The 17,336-nt window shown below is 72.4% G+C and carries 16 protein-coding genes, 1 tRNA gene and 1 pseudogene; 10 read left to right on the plus strand and 8 right to left on the minus strand.

The genetic code is table 11. From position 1 onward, the window contains the following. Positions 1-218: 218 nt before the first annotated feature. Complete coding sequence (locus ACWC24_RS10885) at positions 219-827, plus strand: flavin reductase family protein (RefSeq protein WP_450662601.1); 609 nt, start codon at positions 219-221, stop codon at positions 825-827. Between the two features lie 32 nt (positions 828-859). On the opposite strand, the gene arfB is transcribed toward ACWC24_RS10885, so the two are convergent. Next, a complete protein-coding gene (gene arfB / locus ACWC24_RS10890; RefSeq protein ID WP_450662503.1) occupies positions 860-1,297 on the minus strand; it encodes an alternative ribosome rescue aminoacyl-tRNA hydrolase ArfB in 438 nt (145 codons plus the stop codon). 178 nt (positions 1,298-1,475) lie between these two features. Here arfB and ACWC24_RS10895 point away from each other — a divergent pair, with 178 nt between their 5' ends. Next, positions 1,476-2,051, plus strand: a complete 576-nt coding sequence (locus tag ACWC24_RS10895) for a TerD family protein (RefSeq protein ID WP_450662504.1) — start codon at positions 1,476-1,478, stop codon at positions 2,049-2,051. Positions 2,052-2,146: 95 nt separating this feature from the next. After that, positions 2,147-2,656: pseudogene (locus tag ACWC24_RS10900) on the plus strand (GNAT family N-acetyltransferase); the annotation flags it as partial. A 32-nt stretch (positions 2,657-2,688) separates the two neighbouring features. On the opposite strand, the gene ACWC24_RS10905 reads toward ACWC24_RS10900, so the two are convergent. Then, on the minus strand, positions 2,689-4,089 hold the full coding sequence (locus ACWC24_RS10905) for a M1 family metallopeptidase (RefSeq protein ID WP_450662505.1): 1,401 nt from the start codon (positions 4,087-4,089) through the stop codon (positions 2,689-2,691). 37 nt (positions 4,090-4,126) lie between these two features. Here ACWC24_RS10905 and ACWC24_RS10910 point away from each other — a divergent pair, with 37 nt between their 5' ends. Further along, positions 4,127-4,627 (plus strand): hypothetical protein, encoded by a 501-nt coding sequence (locus tag ACWC24_RS10910; protein ID WP_162470037.1) that lies wholly within the window; start codon positions 4,127-4,129, stop codon positions 4,625-4,627. Between the two features lie 72 nt (positions 4,628-4,699). Here ACWC24_RS10910 and ACWC24_RS10915 read toward each other — a convergent pair whose 3' ends face one another. Then, complete coding sequence (locus tag ACWC24_RS10915; protein WP_450662506.1) at positions 4,700-5,413, minus strand: pentapeptide repeat-containing protein; 714 nt, start codon at positions 5,411-5,413, stop codon at positions 4,700-4,702. Between the two features lie 224 nt (positions 5,414-5,637). Between ACWC24_RS10915 and ACWC24_RS10920 the strand changes: the two genes are divergently transcribed. Together ACWC24_RS10920 and ACWC24_RS10925 are read left to right on the plus strand one after the other, a co-directional pair. Then, complete coding sequence (locus ACWC24_RS10920; RefSeq protein WP_450662507.1) at positions 5,638-6,618, plus strand: zinc-binding dehydrogenase; 981 nt, start codon at positions 5,638-5,640, stop codon at positions 6,616-6,618. A gap of 56 nt (positions 6,619-6,674) precedes the next feature. Further along, positions 6,675-8,177, plus strand: a complete 1,503-nt coding sequence (locus ACWC24_RS10925) for a DHA2 family efflux MFS transporter permease subunit (protein ID WP_450662508.1) — start codon at positions 6,675-6,677, stop codon at positions 8,175-8,177. Positions 8,178-8,362: 185 nt separating this feature from the next. Here ACWC24_RS10925 and ACWC24_RS10930 read toward each other — a convergent pair whose 3' ends face one another. Together ACWC24_RS10930 and ACWC24_RS10935 are read right to left on the minus strand one after the other, a co-directional pair. Continuing rightward, positions 8,363-9,769: an NAD(P)/FAD-dependent oxidoreductase gene (locus tag ACWC24_RS10930; protein WP_450662509.1), complete on the minus strand. Its 1,407-nt coding sequence runs from the start codon at positions 9,767-9,769 to the stop codon at positions 8,363-8,365. Continuing rightward, entirely contained in the window at positions 9,766-10,440 is a 675-nt protein-coding gene (locus ACWC24_RS10935; protein ID WP_450662510.1) for a rhomboid-like protein, read from the minus strand. The genes ACWC24_RS10930 and ACWC24_RS10935 overlap by 4 nt, the downstream gene beginning before the upstream one ends. A gap of 81 nt (positions 10,441-10,521) precedes the next feature. On the opposite strand from ACWC24_RS10935, the gene ACWC24_RS10940 reads away from it, so the two are divergent. Next, the gene (locus tag ACWC24_RS10940; protein WP_450662511.1) at positions 10,522-11,001 is read left to right on the plus strand and encodes an N-acetyltransferase family protein; all 480 of its coding nucleotides are present in this window, start codon (positions 10,522-10,524) and stop codon (positions 10,999-11,001) included. 92 nt (positions 11,002-11,093) lie between these two features. Here ACWC24_RS10940 and ACWC24_RS10945 read toward each other — a convergent pair. Further along, positions 11,094-11,167, minus strand: a tRNA-Thr gene (locus tag ACWC24_RS10945). Positions 11,168-11,385: 218 nt separating this feature from the next. Here ACWC24_RS10945 and ACWC24_RS10950 point away from each other — a divergent pair. The 3 genes from ACWC24_RS10950 (at position 11,386) to ACWC24_RS10960 (ending at position 14,043) form a co-directional block, all read left to right on the plus strand. Further along, positions 11,386-12,522, plus strand: a complete 1,137-nt coding sequence (locus ACWC24_RS10950; protein WP_450662512.1) for an ABC transporter ATP-binding protein — start codon at positions 11,386-11,388, stop codon at positions 12,520-12,522. 223 nt (positions 12,523-12,745) lie between these two features. Continuing rightward, the gene (locus ACWC24_RS10955; RefSeq protein ID WP_450662513.1) at positions 12,746-13,204 is read left to right on the plus strand and encodes a hypothetical protein; all 459 of its coding nucleotides are present in this window, start codon (positions 12,746-12,748) and stop codon (positions 13,202-13,204) included. 107 nt (positions 13,205-13,311) lie between these two features. Next, positions 13,312-14,043, plus strand: coding sequence for a nucleotidyltransferase family protein (locus ACWC24_RS10960; protein WP_450662514.1), 732 nt, complete (start codon positions 13,312-13,314; stop codon positions 14,041-14,043). A 199-nt stretch (positions 14,044-14,242) separates the two neighbouring features. On the opposite strand, the gene ACWC24_RS10965 is transcribed toward ACWC24_RS10960, so the two are convergent. Both ACWC24_RS10965 and rlmB read right to left on the minus strand, forming a co-directional pair. Then, a complete protein-coding gene (locus tag ACWC24_RS10965) occupies positions 14,243-16,114 on the minus strand; it encodes a DoxX family protein (protein ID WP_450662515.1) in 1,872 nt (623 codons plus the stop codon). A gap of 186 nt (positions 16,115-16,300) precedes the next feature. Further along, positions 16,301-17,242 carry a 23S rRNA (guanosine(2251)-2'-O)-methyltransferase RlmB gene (rlmB, locus tag ACWC24_RS10970; protein ID WP_351620569.1) on the minus strand — a complete coding sequence of 314 codons (942 nt, stop codon included), beginning with the start codon at positions 17,240-17,242 and terminating at the stop codon, positions 16,301-16,303. Positions 17,243-17,336 lie beyond the last annotated feature (94 nt).

Here is a 17,336-nt window from a genome sequence, read left to right on the forward strand (position 1 = left end):
CAAGACGGGCGGCCCGCCTTGCAGCTCTCTTGCAGCCCTGCTCGCAGTCCCTCTTCCACCGCCTTCCACCGCCTTGCAGCCCGGCTTCCAGCCTGCCGTGCGGCCGGTTCCGGCGTCGTCTCGGTCCGCGGTCGTAGGTCCGCACTCGGACCGAGGGCCGATGTGCCGCCCGCGGAGCGGAGACTAGCGTTTCCGGCGTGCTGAAGACTTCGCCCGCCCTGCCCTCCCCCGTCTCCGCGCCCTCGGCGCCCTCCGCGCCCTCCGCGCCCTCCGGCTCCCCCGCTCCCGCCGCCGGGCATGCTGAGGGGGTGAGCAACGACGAGTTCCGCGCCGCGATGGCCCGGCTGGCCGCGGGCGTGGTCCTGGTGACCGCGCAGGAGCCGCCGCTCGACCCCGACGACCCCACGGCGCCCGGCGGCGAGGACGTCGGCATGACCGCGACGGCCTTCCTGTCGGTCTCCCTGGACCCGCCCCTGGTGCTGGTCAGCCTGCGCGCCGGCGGCCGGATGGACGACCTCCTGGACGAGCAGCCCCACTGGGCGGTCTCCGTGCTCACCGAGGGCCAGCGGCACATCGCCGGCCGGTTCGCGATGAAGGGCCGGATCAGCGACCGGCTGCTGTTCGCGGACCTCCCGTACGTACGCGGCGAGGTCTCCGGCGCGCCCCTGCTGGACGGCGCGCTGGCGACCCTGGAATGCCGTACCGAGCAGCGGGTGACCGCGGGGGACCACACCCTGGTGATCGGGCGGGTGCTGACCGCACGGGTGCCGAGCGCGGAGGGCGGCCCCCTGCTGTACTTCCGCGGCCGCTACCGGCAGTTGGACTAGGTGCGGTACCGGGTGCGGTACCGGGTGCGGTACTAGGTCCAGTCCCGGCCGGACCGGTCGCGCTTGGTGTCCGAGCGCTGCTTCTTCTGCCGCAGCCGCCGCTCGTTGATGCCCCGTGGGATCCGGGTCGGCCGACGCGACTTGGGCGGCGGCGCGGTGGCCTCCGCGAGCAGCGCCGCCAGACGTACGGCGGCGGCCTCGCGGTTGCGCCACTGGGAGCGGTGCTCGGAGGCCCGTACGACCACGACGCCGTCGACCAGCCGGCCGGCCAGCCGCTCCAGCGCCCGCTGCTTCCACACCTCGGGCAGCGCCTTCGTCGCGGCCAGGTCGAAGCGCAGCTCCGCCTGCGAGTCACTGGTGTTGACGTGTTGCCCGCCGGGACCCGACGACCGCGAGAAACGCCACATGAGCTCGGCCTCGGGGAGCGAGACGGAGCCGCGGACGACATAAGGACCGGACATGCCGTCCATGGTCGCGCGTGCGTCCGGCCCGCGTCACGCGAATATCCGGCATCCGGGACTTCGGGCAATCGGGTAAAGAAAGTAAAGACACCTGGAACCTTGGGTACGTCTCACGGCGTTCATAGGGGTAGCGGTAGCTTCGTGCCGTACGAAGCCGTGTACGCAACGAGGGAAGGGACTCCCAACAATGGCTGTAAGCCTGTCCAAGGGTGGCAACGTCTCGCTCACCAAGGAGGCTCCGGGCCTGACCGCCGTCACCGTGGGCCTCGGCTGGGACGTCCGCACCACCACCGGTACCGACTTCGACCTCGACGCCTCGGCGATCGCGGTCAACGCCCAGGGCAAGGTGTACTCGGACGGCCACTTCGTCTTCTTCAACAACAAGCAGACCCCGGACAGCACGATCGTCCACACCGGTGACAACCGCACGGGTGAGGGCGCCGGCGACGACGAGGCGATCAACGTCAACCTCGCGGGTCTGCCCGCCGACATCGACAAGATCGTCTTCCCGGTCTCCATCTACGACGCGGAGAACCGCTCGCAGAACTTCGGCCAGGTCCGCAACGCCTACATCCGCATCGTGAACCAGGCCGGCGGCGCCGAGATCGCGCGCTACGACCTCTCCGAGGACGCGGCGACCGAGACCGCCATGGTCTTCGGCGAGCTGTACCGCAACGGCGCGGAGTGGAAGTTCCGCGCGGTCGGCCAGGGCTACGCCTCCGGCCTGGTGGGCATCGCCCAGGACTTCGGTGTGAACGTCTGATCCGCACCGCCCGCGCGAAGCCCCCGTCCGACCGGCCGGGGGCTTCGGCGTTCTCGGTACGGAGTTCCCGGGGACGGCCCAACTACCCTGCGGCCATGCGCCTCGAACCGCTCGCCCTCACCCCCGACCGCGACCTCCCGGGCCCCCTGCTCACCGAACTGACCGCGCTCTACGCGTCCGCCCGGGCCTTCCACGCCCTCAGCGGCGAGTTCCCCGACCCGGACGACATCCGTCCGGAGCAGGTGGCGACGGCGCTCGCGGACGAACTGGCCCAGCCGGGCGCGGAGGTGTCCCTGGCCCGCAGCGAGGGACGGCTCGTCGGGGTCGTCGTGACCCTGGACCGCCATCCCGACCCGGCCGACCCGGACCCGTGGATCGGACTGCTGCTGGTGGACGCGCGGGAGCGGCGCAAGGGGTACGGGCGCGAGCTGGCGACGGCCGTCGAGGAGCGGTTCCGGGCCGCCGGGCGCAGCGCCGTGCGCCTGGCCGTCCTCGACGCCAACCCCGAGGGGCTCGCCTTCTGGACCGCCCTCGGCTACGAGGTCCTCGACCACCGCCGCGACCGCGAACTCGACCGCCCCTGCGCCGTGCTGCGCAAGCCGCTGCGGGGATAGACCCGTTCCGACGGGCCCGGTCTTCAGCGGTGGGCCGGCTTGCCGTCTCCGTACAGCCAGTCCCGCCAGATCGGACCGAAGTCCTTGTCCGGCGCCTGGCTCTCCACGTACGCCGTGAACTCCGCCGTGTCCGCGTTGGCGTGGCGGTGGGCGGCCGCCCAGCCCTGGACGATGTCGTAGAACGTGTCGTCGCCGACGGTCTGCCGGATCTTCTGGAGGACCATCGCGCCACGCCAGTACACGGGCGGGTCGGAGATGTGCGCCGCGCCGGACGGCTTCGCAGGCGGGAACGCCCAGATCGCCGCGTTCGCCTCCGCGGTGTCGAAGTAGTCGCCGTCGTAGAGCGCGTCGAACGTCTCCTGGACACTGTCGCCGCCCTGGTCCTCCTGCCACAGCAACTCCGCGTAGGTCGCGAAGCCCTCGCTCAGCCACATGTCCCGCCAGGTCCTCGGCGTGACCGAGTCGCCGTACCACTGGTGGACGAGTTCGTGGACGAGGGTGTCGAGGTCGAGGACACCGGGGAAGACCGGCCGGTTCTGGGTCTCCAGGGCGTAGCCGACCTCGTCCTGGCGGTCGACGATCACCCCGGTGGAGGAGAACGGGTACGGGCCGAAGTTGGTCCGGGCCCACTCCATGATCTCCGGGAGCTTCGCCAGCACGGCGCGGCTCTCCTTCGCGCGGGCGGGGGCCACGGCGACGTACGCGGGCAGACCGTCGGCGGTGGAACGGCCGACCTCGTAGCGGCCGATCGCGACGGTGGCGGCATGGCTCGCCATGGGTTCGGCGGTGTGCCAGGTGAAGGTGGTCCGGCCGCCCGCGGTGGTCTCACCGGCCTGCTCCCCGTTGGAGACCGCGGTCAGGCCCTTCGGCACGGTGACGGCGATGTCGTACGTCGCCTTGTCGGAGGGGTGGTGGTTGCCGGGGAACCAGGTCATGGACCCGGTGGGCTCGCCGAGCGCGAGCGCCCCGTCGGCGGTGGGCAGCCAGCCCTCCTTCGAGCCGTCCTGGTCGGTGAGGGTGACCGGGGTGCCCGCGTAGCGGACCGTGACCTGGAAGGTCTCGCCGTCGCGGAGGACGTCGGGCGGACGGACGGTCAGCTCCTGGCCGGCCCGGTTCCAGCGTGCCTTCTCGCCCTCGACGGTGACCGTACCCACGTCCAGGCCCTTGAGGTCCAGGTCGAAGGCGGAGAGGTCCTGGGTGGCGCGGGCCGTGACGCCGGCGGTGCCGGTGAGCCGGCGGCTGCCAGGGTCGTAGGCGAGCCGCAGGTCGTAGTGGGTGACGTCGTAGCCTCCGTTGCCCGCCTTCGGGAAGTACGGATCGCGCACTCCGGAGCCGCCCGGCGTGCCGTGGACCCCACCGCCGTCGCACGCGGCGAGGACGAGCGTGAGCACCAACGCGGGCACGACGGGCGCGGATCGGGACATGTCAGCGATCCTATGAGGGCGTGACACCATCATTCACGTGCTCGACATCGGCTACGCCCTCTCCAACCGCTTCCCGGACCCGCCCCAGACGGACTACCGCCGCGCGGACGTCCATGCGCTGCGGCACGACCTGTTCTGCGGTGACGTCTATCTGGCGGACACCGAGAAGGACCACGAGTTGTCCACAGCCTGGGGATGGGTGCCGGTGCTCGACTTCGCGTGGGCGCTGTGCGACATCGTGGAACGCATCGACCAGGACCCGGCGGGCTCCCGTGCCTCCCGCCCGCAGCACGCGGAACTGGACTTCACCGAGTCCACCGACCGCATGCTCTTCGAGCGCCGCTTCGGCTGGGTGGACATCGAGTCCGACTGGATGCCGGCCGAGGAACCGCCGCTCACCTTCTCCCACAGCGAACTGCGCCGCGAGGCACGGGACTTCCTGCACGACCTGATCGCCGACCTGGTCGACCTGCACGACGACCTGGGCGAGAACCCGGCGATCTGGACCCTCCAGGCCCGCTTCCCCCGGGTGGGCTGAGCCCGCCCCGGCCGCCCGGTCGAGGCCCGGCGCCGCCCCGGCGCCGGGCCCTCAGCCCTCAGCCCTCAGCCCTCAGCCCTCCACGCGGATCCCCAGCTCCGCCGCCAGTACCGGTGCCAGATCCAGCAGCTGCCCCGTGCTGATCACCGCTCCGCGCAGCCGGTCCACACCGCGCGCGATCTCCAGCGAGGCGACCCCGCGCAGGTCCACGTCCGTCAGGGTCGCCGCGCCGAAGTCCACGCCCTTCAGCACGCAGTCCACGAACTCCAGCCGCTCCAGCCGGGCGCCCCCGAAGTCCGGCTCGACCAGGACGCAGCCCTCGAAGACGACGTCCTTCAGCCGGGCCTTGCGCAGGTTGAGGTAGTCGATCTTCCCGCCCCGGATCACCACCCGCTCCAGCACCGACCCGTGCAGCTGCACCCCGCCCAGCCGCGCGTCCACCAGCTCCACGTCCCGCAGCGTCGACTCGGCGAGGTCGGTCCCGACACCCCGTATGCCGGTCAGGACCGAGTCCAGGATCCGGGCGTGGTGCAGTCGCGTCTCGTCCAGCGCGCAGCCGTTCAGCGCGCAGTCCATGAAGCGCGCGCCCGCGCCGTCCTGTCCGGCGAAGTCCTCCGGCCCGAACTCGAGCCCGTCGTAGTCCCCGTCGGGCTCCAGAGCGCCCCCGCCGTACGGCTCCAGCGGCGGCAGCCGCACCTCCGGCCGACGCGCGCCCGCGCGCCGGGAACGGCCCGCCGTACCGGACCCGCTCCGTCCTGCCGTCCCGCCCGCGCCTGTCCTCGTCATGCCCTCATCCTGCACCGCGCCACTGACATCCCGTCCGGACCGGCCCACCGCTGCCCCTTGCCCCCTCGCCCCCTTGACCTCAAGTGCGATCGAGGTCGAAGAGTGGGTCCCGGGCCACGGCCCCGACCACTGAGCTCGTCTTCGGCCCCGGACCCGGCCCGGGTCCCGACCTCCGAACCCGGCCTCGGCCCCGCCTCCGACCCGACCCCGACGGGAAGTCCCCCATGCACGCCATCCGGCTCCACGCCTTCGGTCCCGCCGAGAACCTCGTCCACGAACAGGTCGAGGACCCGCTGCCCGCCCCCGGCCAACTGCGCATCGCCGTGGCCGCGGCCGGTGTCCATCTGCTCGACACCGCCCTGCGCGAGGGATTCCGGGGCCCGCTGCCCGAGCCGCCCGCCCTGCCCACCGTCCCCGGCCGCGAGGTGGCCGGCACGGTCGAGTCCCTGGGCGAGGGCGTCGCGGACCACTGGCTCGGCCGACGCGTGGTCGCGCACCTCGGTTTCGCCCCCGGGGGCTACGCCGAACTGGCCGTCACCGACGTCGACCGCGTCCACGAGATCCCCGAGAACCTCGACTTCGCCCAGGCCGTCGCCATGATCGGCACCGGTCGTACGGCGCTGGGGATCGTCCAGTTCACCGAGCTCGGCCCCGACTCGGTCGTCCTGGTCCCGGCGGCCGCGGGCGCGATCGGCACCCTGCTGGTGCAGTACGCCAGGAACGCCGGCGCCACCGTCGTCGGCCTCGCGGGCGGCCCGCGCAAGGTGGCTCGGGTGCGGGCGGCCGGCGCCGACCTCGCCGTCGACTACACCGACCCCGCCTGGCCCGGCAAGGTACGCGCCCACCTCGGCGGGCGCCCGGTGACCGTCGTCCTCGACGGGGTCGGCGGCGAGGTCGCCCGCGAGGCCGTCGCGCTGCTCGGCCCCGGCGGCCGGCACCTCGTCTTCGGCTGGTCGGCGCAGCTCCTGAGCGGCGGTGGCCCCCACCTCGTCGAGGGCGTCTCCGAGCAGGTCCTCGGCCCGGCCATGACCCGCAGGACCGGCGGACCCCACCCGCTGCGCACCCTCGAACTGCGTGCCCTCGCCGAGGCCGCCGCCGGCCGCCTCACCCCCGTCGTACAGCGTTTTCCGCTCGCCGAGGCCGCCGCCGCACACCGTGCCCTGGAAACCCGGAACACGGTCGGGAAGGTGGTCCTGGAGCCATGACCAGGTACGGCGCACACCGAGATGCGACCCCTGCCGAACCATGGTCTTCTGACCAGATGAGTGACCCCCGGACGGGTGAGACCACCACCTCCCTGGACGCCGACCCGCGCCGCTGGTGGGGTCTGGTGGTGATCGCGCTCGCCCAGCTCATGGTCGTCCTGGACGCGACCATCGTGAACATCGCCCTCCCCTCCGCCCAGCGCGCGCTGGGCATGTCCGACGGCAACCGTCAGTGGGTCATCACCGCGTACACCCTCGCCTTCGGCGGGCTGCTCCTGCTCGGCGGCCGGATCGCCGACATCGTGGGCCGCAAGCGCACGTTCGTCATCGGTCTCGTCGGCTTCGCCGCCGCCTCCGCGTTCGGCGGCGCGGCCACCGGCTCCGGGATGCTCTTCCTCGCCCGCGCCCTCCAGGGCGCCTTCGCCGCCCTCCTGGCCCCCTCCGCGCTCAGCCTCCTCACCACGACCTTCACCGACCCCAGGGAGCGCGGCAAGGCCTTCGGCATCTACGGCGCGCTGGCCGGCAGCGGCTCGGCGATCGGCTTCATCGTCGGCGGGCTGCTCACCGAGTACCTGAACTGGCGCTGGTGCCTCTACGTCAACGTGCCCATCGCGATCGTCGCCGTCCTCGGCGCCGTCGTCCTGCTGCGCGACAGCCCCGGCCACGCCGGTGCCCGCCTGGACGTCCCCGGTGTGCTGCTCGGCTGCGGCGGCCTCGTCTCGGTGGTCTACGGGTTCAGCGAGGCGAACCCGCGCGGCTGGACCGACCCGCTGGTCCTGACGCTGTTCGCGGTGGGCGTCGCGCTGCTCGCGGCCTTCGTGTGGTGGCAGACCCGGGCCCCCGTACCGCTGCTGCCCCTGCACATCGTCAGGGACCGCAACCGGGCCGGCTGCTTCCTGACCATGGCCCTCGCGGTCATCGGCATGTTCGGCCTGTTCCTGTTCATGACCTACTACCTCCAGGTCATCCTCGGCTACTCCCCCGTGCAGACAGGCCTGGCCTTCCTGCCGCTGACCGTCGCGATCATCATCGGCTCCACCCAGATATCCGCCCGGCTGCTGCCGCGGGTGGCCCCGCGGATGCTGATGGTCCCCGGCATGGTACTGGCCGCGAGCGGCATGCTCGTCCTCACCCGGATGACGGTCGGCTCCTCCTACCCCACCGAGATCCTGCCCGCGCTGGTCCTCATGGGCCTCGGCATGGGTCTGACCTTCATGCCGGTGTTCTCCACCGCCACCGCGGGGGTCGCCCCCCAGGACGCGGGCGTCACCTCGGCCACCGTCAACACCTCGCAGCAGGTCGGCGGCTCCATCGGCACGGCACTGCTCAACACCGTCGCCACCACCAGCGGCGCCGCGTACATCACGGCGCATCTGCGCGACCCCGCCCAGAGGGACCTGATCGTGCGCGAGGGCATCGTCCACGGCTACACCGTCGCCATCTGGTGGGCCGCCGGCATCATGCTGCTGGCCGGTCTGGTCGCGGGCCTGATGGTGACGGCGAAGCCGCCCGCCCGCGAGAGCCCGGCACGGACTCCGGTCCCCGAGTCGGCGGCCTGACCGACGTCCGCGGGCGGCGCGGACCACCGGCGGCCGTCCCGCGGCCTCGGCGCCGCCCCGCCGCCTCGGTACCGTCCTGCGCCACCCCGGTGCCGTCCCAAGGCCTCAGTGCCGTCCTGCGCCACCCCTGTGCCGTCCCGAGGCCTCAGTGCCGTCCCGCGCCACCCCGGTGCCGTCCCGAGGCCTCAGTGCCGTCCCGCCACCCAGTCCGCCGCCCGGGCCAGCCGGGAGGACTGCGCGCCGTGCGTCTCCCGCTCGCGCCGGTCCGCCGCCCGGTAGGTGGCGTACATCCCCTGCACGCCCAGCCACCGCAGCGGCTCCGGCTCCCACCGGCGGACCTTGTGTCCCACCCACGGCAGCTCCGTCAGCTCCGTGCGCCCGCCCTGACCGGAGTCCCGCTGCACGAGATCGCTCAGCGTGCGGGCCGCGAGGTTGGCGGTGGCGACGCCCGAACCGACGTAACCGCCCGCCCAGCCGAGCCCCGAGGACCGGTCCAGGGTGACCGTCGCGCACCAGTCCCGGGGCACGCCCAGCACACCCGACCAGGCATGTTCGATCCCCACCCCGGCCAGCGAGGGGAAGAAGTCCACGAGGATCGCGCGCAGCGCCTCGACGGTCGCCGCCTGGGTCCGTCCGTCGTTGTCGGTCCTCGACCCGAAGCGGTACGGGACGCCCCGCCCGCCCAGCGCGATCCGGCCGTCGGCGGTGCGCTGCGCGTACATGTACGCGTGCGCCATGTCGCCCAGCGTCTCCCGCCCGTCCCAGCCGACCGACTCCCACTGCGCCGCCGTCAGCGGCTCGGTCGCGATCATCGAGGAGTTCATCGGCAGCCAGGTCCGCCGCTGCCCCTTCAGCGAGGCGGTGAACCCCTCCGTGCAGCGCAGCACATAGGGCGCGCGGACGGTCCCGTACGGGGTGACCGCGTGCTTCGGCCGGATCTCCGTCACCGGCGTCGACTCGTACAGGGTCACGCCCAGCGCCTCCACGGCCGCCGCCAGCCCCTTGACCAGCTTCACCGGGTGCACCCGCGCCCCGTGCGGCGTCCAGGTCGAACCGACCGCGTCCGCGACCCGTATCCGCTCGGCCGTCTCCCGGGCGCCGTACAGCTCCCGGTCCTTCTCGCCGAACTCCAGTTCTCCCGCGTGGAACGCCTTCAGCCGCGCGAGCTGGGCCGGCGTGCGCGCGACCTCCAGCACCCCGCCCCGGTGGACGTCAGCCTCGATGCCCTCGTCCGCGACGACCCGGACGACCTCGTCGACGGTGTCGTTCATGGCCCGCTGCAACCGCGCGGCCGCCTCGTGCCCGTGCAGCTTCGCGTACCGGTCGCGGCCCGCGATGCCGTTGTACAGCCAGCCCCCGTTGCGGCCCGAGGCGCCGTAGCCGCAGAACTTCTGTTCGAGGACGGTGATCCGCAGGAACGGAGCGGCCTTCTTCAGGTAGTACGCGGTCCACAGGCCCGTGTACCCGCCCCCGACGATCACGACGTCCGCGGAGGCGTCCCCGGCCAGCGGCTCCCGCCGCGCCGGAAGACCGTCGTCCGCGTACCAGAACGAGATGCCGCCGTTCACGACGCTGCCGCCCGAGTTGCTCATGTCCGGGACGCTAACCCCTGCACTCGGCCGCTGTCTCCTTCGGATTCCGTGCTTTTTCCGCGCCCTCCGGTCAGTGGGAAACAGGCCAGCCCGATCAGCACCGAGACGAAATGTCCGACATCGGTGAAGGTGCGGCCGACCACGAGCGGGACCCCGTACCAGACGAGCACGACGGCGAGATACGCGTACCGCCAGGGCGCGGCGATCCGGTAGGTGAGCACCGCGACCACCCCCGCCAGCGCGTAGCTGACGCCCACGTCGAGGGTGTCGACCGCCGAGGGCGGCGCCATCCCGTCCCGGATCGCCCGCAGCAGCACGCCCTCGCTGATCAGCGTCGCCAGCACGTGCGCGGCCACGCACACCGCCAGCCAGCGCAGCGTGCCCAGCCAGCGCTCGGCCTGCGCGTGGAAGACGGAGTACAGCACGACGTACGGCCACCAGAATCCGCCGGCGATCCACATGGCGCTGGCGATCAGCACCCGCACCGGGTTGTCCGACAGCTCGTGGAGGTTCGTCGACCGCTGCCGCAGGAACTGTTCCTCGAACTCCGGCGACATGTGGTGCAGGGCGACCGTGGTGAAGAACAGGATCGCCAGCCACACGTACGTACCGGGCGCGCTGCGGACATACGCCCGCACCCGGCGCAGGACCTCGCCTCCGCTGATTCGCATGAGCCAAGTCACACACGTCGGTATCGTCCGGCGCGCGATCGACATTCCGAACAAATCGGCGACGGTATTAGGCTCGCGGACATGATCCGTACCGCCGTGCCCGCCGATGTCCCCGTCCTCCACAGCCTGATCCGTGAACTCGCCGAGTACGAGAAGGCCCCGCAGGAGGCCAGGGCCACGCCGGAGCAGCTCCACGAGGCGCTGTTCGGCGAGCGGCCCGCCGCCTTCGCCCACATCGCCGAGGACGACGCCGGCGGCGGGACGGTCGGCTTCGCCCTGTGGTTCCTGAACTTCTCCACCTGGCGCGGCGTCCACGGCATCTACCTGGAGGACCTGTACGTCCGCCCCATGGCCCGCGGCGCCGGCCACGGCAAGGCCCTGCTGACGGAACTCGCCCGCATCTGCGTCGAGCGCGGCTACCAGCGCCTCGAGTGGTCGGTCCTGAACTGGAACCGCCCCGCGATCGACTTCTACGACTCGCTCGGCGCCCTTCCCCAGGACGAGTGGACGACGTACCGCCTGACGGACGAGGCGCTGACCAAGCTGGGGACCCAGGAATAGCTCGGGGACGCCCCCCGGGACAGCCCGGGGCCCCAGGGTCCCCGGACAGCCGAAAGCCCAGGCCACGACAACTCTGGCCTGGGCTTTTCCGGAGCCCCCTGTCGGATTCGAACCGACGACCTTCGCTTTACAAGAGCGGTGCTCTGGCCAGCTGAGCTAAGGAGGCGTGCGCGTCCGCCGGACGCACGTGCCCGTGCAGTGTACCCACGTCGCGGGGGCTCTCTGTCGAAAATTTCCGCGAAGTTCACAGTCGTCCGGGTACTGACAGATCGGGTGACCGGGAGGTAGCGTCCTGATTCGGTTCACTCGTGTGGACTACACCAACCACCTTCCTACAACGGATCGTCCGGCACGTTCCTGCCGGTAGAAGGGGGCCCATTCACCATGGCCACTGTCTCGTTCGACAAGGCGACCCGGATCTACCCGGGTTCCGAGAAGCCCGCCGTAGACGCACTCGAGATCGAGATCGAGGACGGCGAGTTCCTCGTTCTGGTCGGTCCGTCCGGCTGCGGCAAGTCCACCTCGCTCCGGATGCTCGCGGGGCTCGAGGACGTGAACGCCGGCGCCATCCGCATCGGTGACCGTGACGTCACCCACCTGCCGCCCAAGGACCGGGACATCGCGATGGTGTTCCAGAACTACGCGCTGTACCCGCACATGACGGTCGCCGACAACATGGGCTTCGCGCTCAAGATCGCCGGCGTCAACAAGGCGGAGATCCGGCAGAAGGTCGAGGAGGCCGCGAAGATCCTCGACCTGACCGAGTACCTGGACCGCAAGCCGAAGGCGCTCTCCGGCGGTCAGCGCCAGCGTGTCGCCATGGGCCGCGCCATCGTGCGCGAGCCGCAGGTCTTCCTCATGGACGAGCCGCTGTCCAACCTGGACGCCAAGCTCCGTGTGTCGACCCGTACGCAGATCGCCTCGCTCCAGCGCCGTCTCGGCATCACGACCGTCTACGTCACCCACGACCAGGTCGAGGCCATGACGATGGGCGACCGCGTCGCGGTCCTCAAGGACGGTCTGCTCCAGCAGGTCGACTCCCCGCGCAACATGTACGACAAGCCCGCCAACCTCTTCGTGGCCGGCTTCATCGGCTCCCCGGCGATGAACCTGGTCGAGGTCCCGATCACCGACGGCGGGGTCAAGTTCGGCAACAGCGTGGTGCCGGTCAACCGCGAGGCGCTGAAGGCCGCCGCCGACCGCGGCGACCGCACGGTCACCGTCGGCGTGCGTCCCGAGCACTTCGACGTGGTCGAGCACAACGGCGCCGCCGCCTCCTCCCTGTCGAAGGACGCCGAGGACGCCCCGGCCGGTCTCGCGGTCTCCGTGAACGTCGTCGAGGAGCTCGGCGCCGACGGCTACGTCTACGGCGCGGCCGAGGTCAGCGGCGAGGTCAAGGACCTGGTGGTCCGCGTCGGCGGCCGTCAGGTGCCGGACAAGGGCGCGCAGCTGCACGTCGTGCCGCGGCCGGGCGAGATCCACGTGTTCTCCACCTCCACGGGCGAGCGCCTCACCGACTGACCGCACACCGCCCGGGACGGCAGCTCCCGGAGGATTCACCCAGGCTGACGAACCGGGCCCCGCGCACCAGCGCGGGGCCCGGTTCGTTGTCGCCGAATACCCCGGCAAAACACCCTTTTCGAGTGACGTACGTCAACGCCCTACCCCAAAAAGGGCGTCTTCTCATCCCCCGAACCGGTGACTAAATGTCGCCAAATCATTACCGGGCGCTACCCTCACACGCGTGAAGCACTCCATCTCCCAACAGCCGCGACGCGGCCACCGCGGCCCCGCCCGCCGGATCGGCCGCACCCTCGCCCTCGTCCTGCCCGTCGTCCTGGTGCTCTCCGGGACCCTCGCGGTCACCCGAGTCAACTGGTCGGGGAACCCCTCGAACTCGGTGCTCACCGCGTCCGACGTCTCCACCGCGGGCGGCGCCTCGCACTCCGTGGTCCGCGCACCGCAGGACCTGCTGCGCGACCGGCTGCTGACCCAGCTGCAGGACAAGGACCCGGGCGTCGTCCTCACGCACCTCCAGGAGGCCGTCAACGGTCACCCGTCGCTCGCCGAGCACTGCGTCTCCATCGCCCGTGCCCTGGGCCGTGCCGCGGTGCGTATCTACGGCGCCCCGCGGGCCCAGTCGTACGCGCGCCCCGTCTGCGACACCTCCTTCGCGTCGGGGGTGGCGGCCGGCCACAGCTGAACCCGACCTCGCGGCCGGCCGCCCCGCGCGGCGGGCGGCCGGAACCGGCCGGTCGAGGATGGATCGCCGGTCCGGGCCACGGGCGGGGCGCCGCGTACAGTTCGGGCATGACCGATCCGCACGCCGTGTCCCGCCCCACGCAAGCCGTCATCCTGGCCGGGGGCCAGGGTTCCCGGCTGCGCCCCTACACCGACGACCGGCCCAAGCCGATGGTGGAGATCCCCGGCACGGGGACGCCGATCATCGGCCATCAGCTCGTCTGGCTCGCCGAGGAGGGCGTGACGGACGTGGTGGTCAGCTGCGGCCACCTCGCCGACGTCCTCCAGAAGTGGCTGGACTCCGCCGACCTGCCGGTGAACGTCACGACGGTCGTCGAGACCGAGCCGCTCGGCCGCGGTGGCGGTCTGAAGTACGCGGCCGCCCGTCTCCCGCACCCCGACCGGTCCTGGTACGCGACGAACGGCGACATCTGGACCCGTTTCTCGCTGCGCGACATGGCGGACTTCCACACCGAGCGCGACGCCGTCGCGACCCTCGCCCTGGCCCGCCCGCGCATCCCCTGGGGCGCGGTGAAGACGGACGGCTTCGGCCACATCACCGACTTCATCGAGGCGCCGCCGACGACGAACGAGATCAACGCGGGCGTCTACGTCTTCTCCCCGGAGTTCGCCGATCTGCTCCCCGCGCGGGGCGACCACGAGCGCACCACGTTCCCGCATCTGGCGCGTGAACGCCGCCTGGCGGGCTTCCCGATCCCGCAGGGCGCCTACTGGCGGGCGATCGACACGGCGAAGGACCTGACCGAGGCCGCGCGGGAGCTGGCCGCTCTGGGCCGCTGAGAGGCCTTCCGCGAGCTCTCCCCGCGCCTCGCGTCCCTTTCCCGGGGTTTTTCCCGGGGCGCGAGCGCACAGCTCGTACGACGCCGTACAAGCCTGTACACGCCTGTACTGCGCCCGTACGGCAAGGCGGCGCGACAGTACGACGACGGGGCCCCGCACGTCATCCGTGCGGGGCCCCGTCGTCGTGACGGTCGTGGCCCTAGCCGAGCAGGCCGCCGACCAGGCCGGACTGGCCGGCGGAGGAGGAGCCCGAACCGCCGCCCGAGCCGCCGGAGCCACCCGAGCTGCCGGAGCCGCCGGAACTGCCGGAGCCGCCCGATCCGCCCGAGCTGCTGGAACCGCTGGTTCCACCGGGCGAGCCGCTGCCGCCGGACGAGGGACCGGAGCTGGTGCTCGGGGCGCCGCCGGACGAGGTGGACCGCGGGGGCGGCGCCTGACCGGCCGTGCTCTGGCTCCGGCTGGGCGCGCCGGTGGTGGCGCTCCCGGTGTCGCGGGTGGCGTCCGGGGTGCCGGCGGTGCCGCTGGAGGGGCTGGCCGCACCGGAGGGGGCGCCGTGGGACGGCGCGCTGGAGGAGGGCGACGGCTTCTGCCGGTGCTTGCGCTTGGCCGGGTCCTGCGGGAGCGGCGAGCCGGGCAGTTCGTTGCGCGGGGCCTCGCCGGGGCCGGGGACGACGACCCGGCCGGCGTCGCGGACCGCGCCGCCTAGCAGGGAGCCGACGAGCAGGGTGAGACCCACGGCGACGGCCGTGACGAGGGCGCCGCGGCGCAGCACGAATCGGCGCAGCTCCCAGATGTCCGAGCGGGGTCCGAGGCGGCGCCAGGCACCGGCCGCGAGACGTCCGTCGATCGAGTAGACGGGCGCGCCCGCGATGACCAGCGGGGACCAGGCGGCGAGACAGATGATGTCGGGCGCGTCGTAGACCGGGACCGACTTCCAGCTGACGGTCACGAGGAGCGCGGCGGACAGCGCGGCGCCGACCACGGCGGTGACCCGCTGCCAGCAGCCGAGGAACGTCAGGACGCCCACGACGACCTGGAGGAAGGCGATGACCAGGCCGGACCCGACCGGGTGCTGGAGCGCGAACTGGCGCAGCGGCTCGGCGACTTCCCAGGGGTGCAGGGTGTCGAGCCACTTGACCATGGAGCCGCGCTTGCCGCCGTCGAAGTAGAGCGGGTCGCAGAGCTTGCCCATGCCGGCGTACACCGAGATGAAGCCGAGGAAGATGCGCAGCGGGAGCAGGACCACGCCGAGGTTCATCCGGCGGCCGGGGAAGTAGGCGTGTCGTGACGGGTCGTCGGCGCGCCGCCCGGACCGCGAGCCGCGCCGCGTCCTGCCCGCCGCCTCGATGTCGTCGTACGCGTCGTCGTACGCGTCGTCGTCGAACCGCCCGTCGTCGTAGGCGGGTTCGCCGTGCGCGGGACCGCCGTGGACGGGTGCGCCGCGACCGGGGCCGGCGTGGGCGGGTGCGGGCCGTCCGTAGGCGGGTTCGTCGTAGGCGCTGCCGACCGTGCGCATGTGGGGCAGGAGCCGGGCCCCGGCGGGCATACCGTCGCCCGGGATGCGCTGGGCGCCGACGACGGGGGTCTCCAGGGTCTGGTCCAGCTCGTCGTACCGGCCGCCGTAGCCGTCGTGTCCGCCGTAGCCGCCACCGGGTCGGCCCGGGGCCGCCCTCGTCGTGTCGACGCGCGGGATGACCTGGGTGGCCCCGGAGTCGGCGGAGGGCTGCTCGCCGTGCCGGACGCTGCCGGCCCGCACGGCCTGGAGGAGGCGGTGGGCGCCGGTGTCGTCGGGGGCGGACCTGCCGCTCCAGACGACCGCACGGCGACGGGCTCCGGCACCGCCCGCCGCGGGCGCCTGGGCGGTGCCCACGCCGACGCTCGAGTGCCGTGCGATCCGCGGCGATTGGGCGCGTCTCGCCGACGTGCCCAGCTGGACGCGGAAGCTCGCGTGATTGACGATGACCTGCGCCGGATCGCTCGGCACCTTCACCATGCTCAGCGCGGGAGCGTCGTCGTATCCCGACGAGCGGTCCCCCGTGGGTGTGCGGGGTGTTCTGGTGTCCACACTCATCTAACCGAGTGACGTGGAGTTAGGACACTGTCTTGACCGGGCGGATCTGTCCGGACCCCGTCAAGGTTGTCCTCATCGCCCAGATTGCCCCGAGTGGGTGACAGGGACGGACATCCGTTCGGACGACGTCCCGGCCCGGTCCGAGGCACGCGTCACACGCGCCCCGGACCTGCGTACGACCCGGACTCAGGCGCGGCGCCGGGCCGCCTCGTACAGCACGACACCCGCCGCGACACCCGCGTTCAACGACTCCGCGCCACCGGGCATCGGGATCCGCACCCGGAAGTCGCAGGTCTCGCCGACCAGTCGGGACAGTCCCTTGCCCTCGCTGCCGACGACGATGACGACCGGGCCGCCCAGCGCCTCCAGGTCGCCCACCTCGGCCTCGCCGTCGGCGGCCAGGCCGACCACGGTGAGACCGGACTTCTTGTACGCCTCCAGGGCGCGCGTGAGGTTGGTGGCGCGGGCCACCGGCGTGCGCGCGGCCGTACCGGCGGACGTCTTCCACGCGCCGGCGGTCATACCCGCGGCACGCCGCTCGGGCACCACGACGCCGTGGCCGCCGAAGGCGGAGACGGACCGTACGACGGCACCGAGGTTGCGCGGGTCGGTGACGCCGTCGAGGGCGACGATGAGCGGATCGGCGCCCTCGTCGTAGGCGGCGGCCACGAGGTCCTCGGGGTGGGCGTACTCGTACGGCGGGACCTGGAGGACCAGACCCTGGTGGTTGAGCCCGTTCGTCATCCGGTCGAGCTCGGGGCGGGGGGCCTCCATGAGGTTGATCCCGCCGCGCTCGGCCGCGAGCTGGAGCGCCTCGCGCACCCGCTCGTCGTTGTCGATGAACTGCTGGACGTAGAGCGTGGAGGCGGGCACGCCCTCACGCAGCGCCTCGACCACGGGATTGCGCCCGACGACCATCTCGGACGTGCCCTTGCCGCCGCGGCCGCGCACCACGGGACGGCGGGCGACCTGCTTGGCCTTCGCGGTGGCGATGCGGTTCTTCTTGTGCTTCTTGCGCATCTCGGCGGGCGGGGTCGGGCCCTTGCCCTCCAGGCCCTTGCGTCGCTGGCCGCCACTGCCGACCTGCGCGCCCTTCTTGCCGGACATGCGGCGGTTGTTAGCGGCCATGACCTACCTGTCTGTGCGGGGCGACGCGGCGCGTGCGCCCGCGTCGAAGCGTGTACGTCTATGAAGTGTGCCGCCCGAAGGCCCGGACGGCACA

The sequence above is a fragment of the Streptomyces sp. NPDC001443 genome, from assembly GCF_053597355.1.

Excerpts from the sequence above, each read along its gene's own strand:
- arfB (WP_450662503.1), bottom strand. The coding sequence starts at position 1,297 with ATGGACGGCATGTCCGGTCCTTATGTCGTCCGCGGCTCCGTCTCGCTC.
- ACWC24_RS10895 (WP_450662504.1), top strand. The coding sequence starts at position 1,476 with ATGGCTGTAAGCCTGTCCAAGGGTGGCAACGTCTCGCTCACCAAGGAG.
- ACWC24_RS10905 (WP_450662505.1), bottom strand. The coding sequence starts at position 4,089 with ATGTCCCGATCCGCGCCCGTCGTGCCCGCGTTGGTGCTCACGCTCGTC.
- ACWC24_RS10915 (WP_450662506.1), bottom strand. The coding sequence starts at position 5,413 with ATGACGAGGACAGGCGCGGGCGGGACGGCAGGACGGAGCGGGTCCGGT.
- ACWC24_RS10920 (WP_450662507.1), top strand. The coding sequence starts at position 5,638 with ATGCACGCCATCCGGCTCCACGCCTTCGGTCCCGCCGAGAACCTCGTC.
- ACWC24_RS10925 (WP_450662508.1), top strand. The coding sequence starts at position 6,675 with ATGAGTGACCCCCGGACGGGTGAGACCACCACCTCCCTGGACGCCGAC.
- ACWC24_RS10930 (WP_450662509.1), bottom strand. The coding sequence starts at position 9,769 with ATGAGCAACTCGGGCGGCAGCGTCGTGAACGGCGGCATCTCGTTCTGG.
- ACWC24_RS10935 (WP_450662510.1), bottom strand. The coding sequence starts at position 10,440 with ATGCGAATCAGCGGAGGCGAGGTCCTGCGCCGGGTGCGGGCGTATGTC.
- ACWC24_RS10940 (WP_450662511.1), top strand. The coding sequence starts at position 10,522 with ATGATCCGTACCGCCGTGCCCGCCGATGTCCCCGTCCTCCACAGCCTG.
- ACWC24_RS10950 (WP_450662512.1), top strand. The coding sequence starts at position 11,386 with ATGGCCACTGTCTCGTTCGACAAGGCGACCCGGATCTACCCGGGTTCC.
- ACWC24_RS10960 (WP_450662514.1), top strand. The coding sequence starts at position 13,312 with ATGACCGATCCGCACGCCGTGTCCCGCCCCACGCAAGCCGTCATCCTG.
- ACWC24_RS10965 (WP_450662515.1), bottom strand. The coding sequence starts at position 16,114 with ATGAGTGTGGACACCAGAACACCCCGCACACCCACGGGGGACCGCTCG.
- rlmB (WP_351620569.1), bottom strand. The coding sequence starts at position 17,242 with ATGGCCGCTAACAACCGCCGCATGTCCGGCAAGAAGGGCGCGCAGGTC.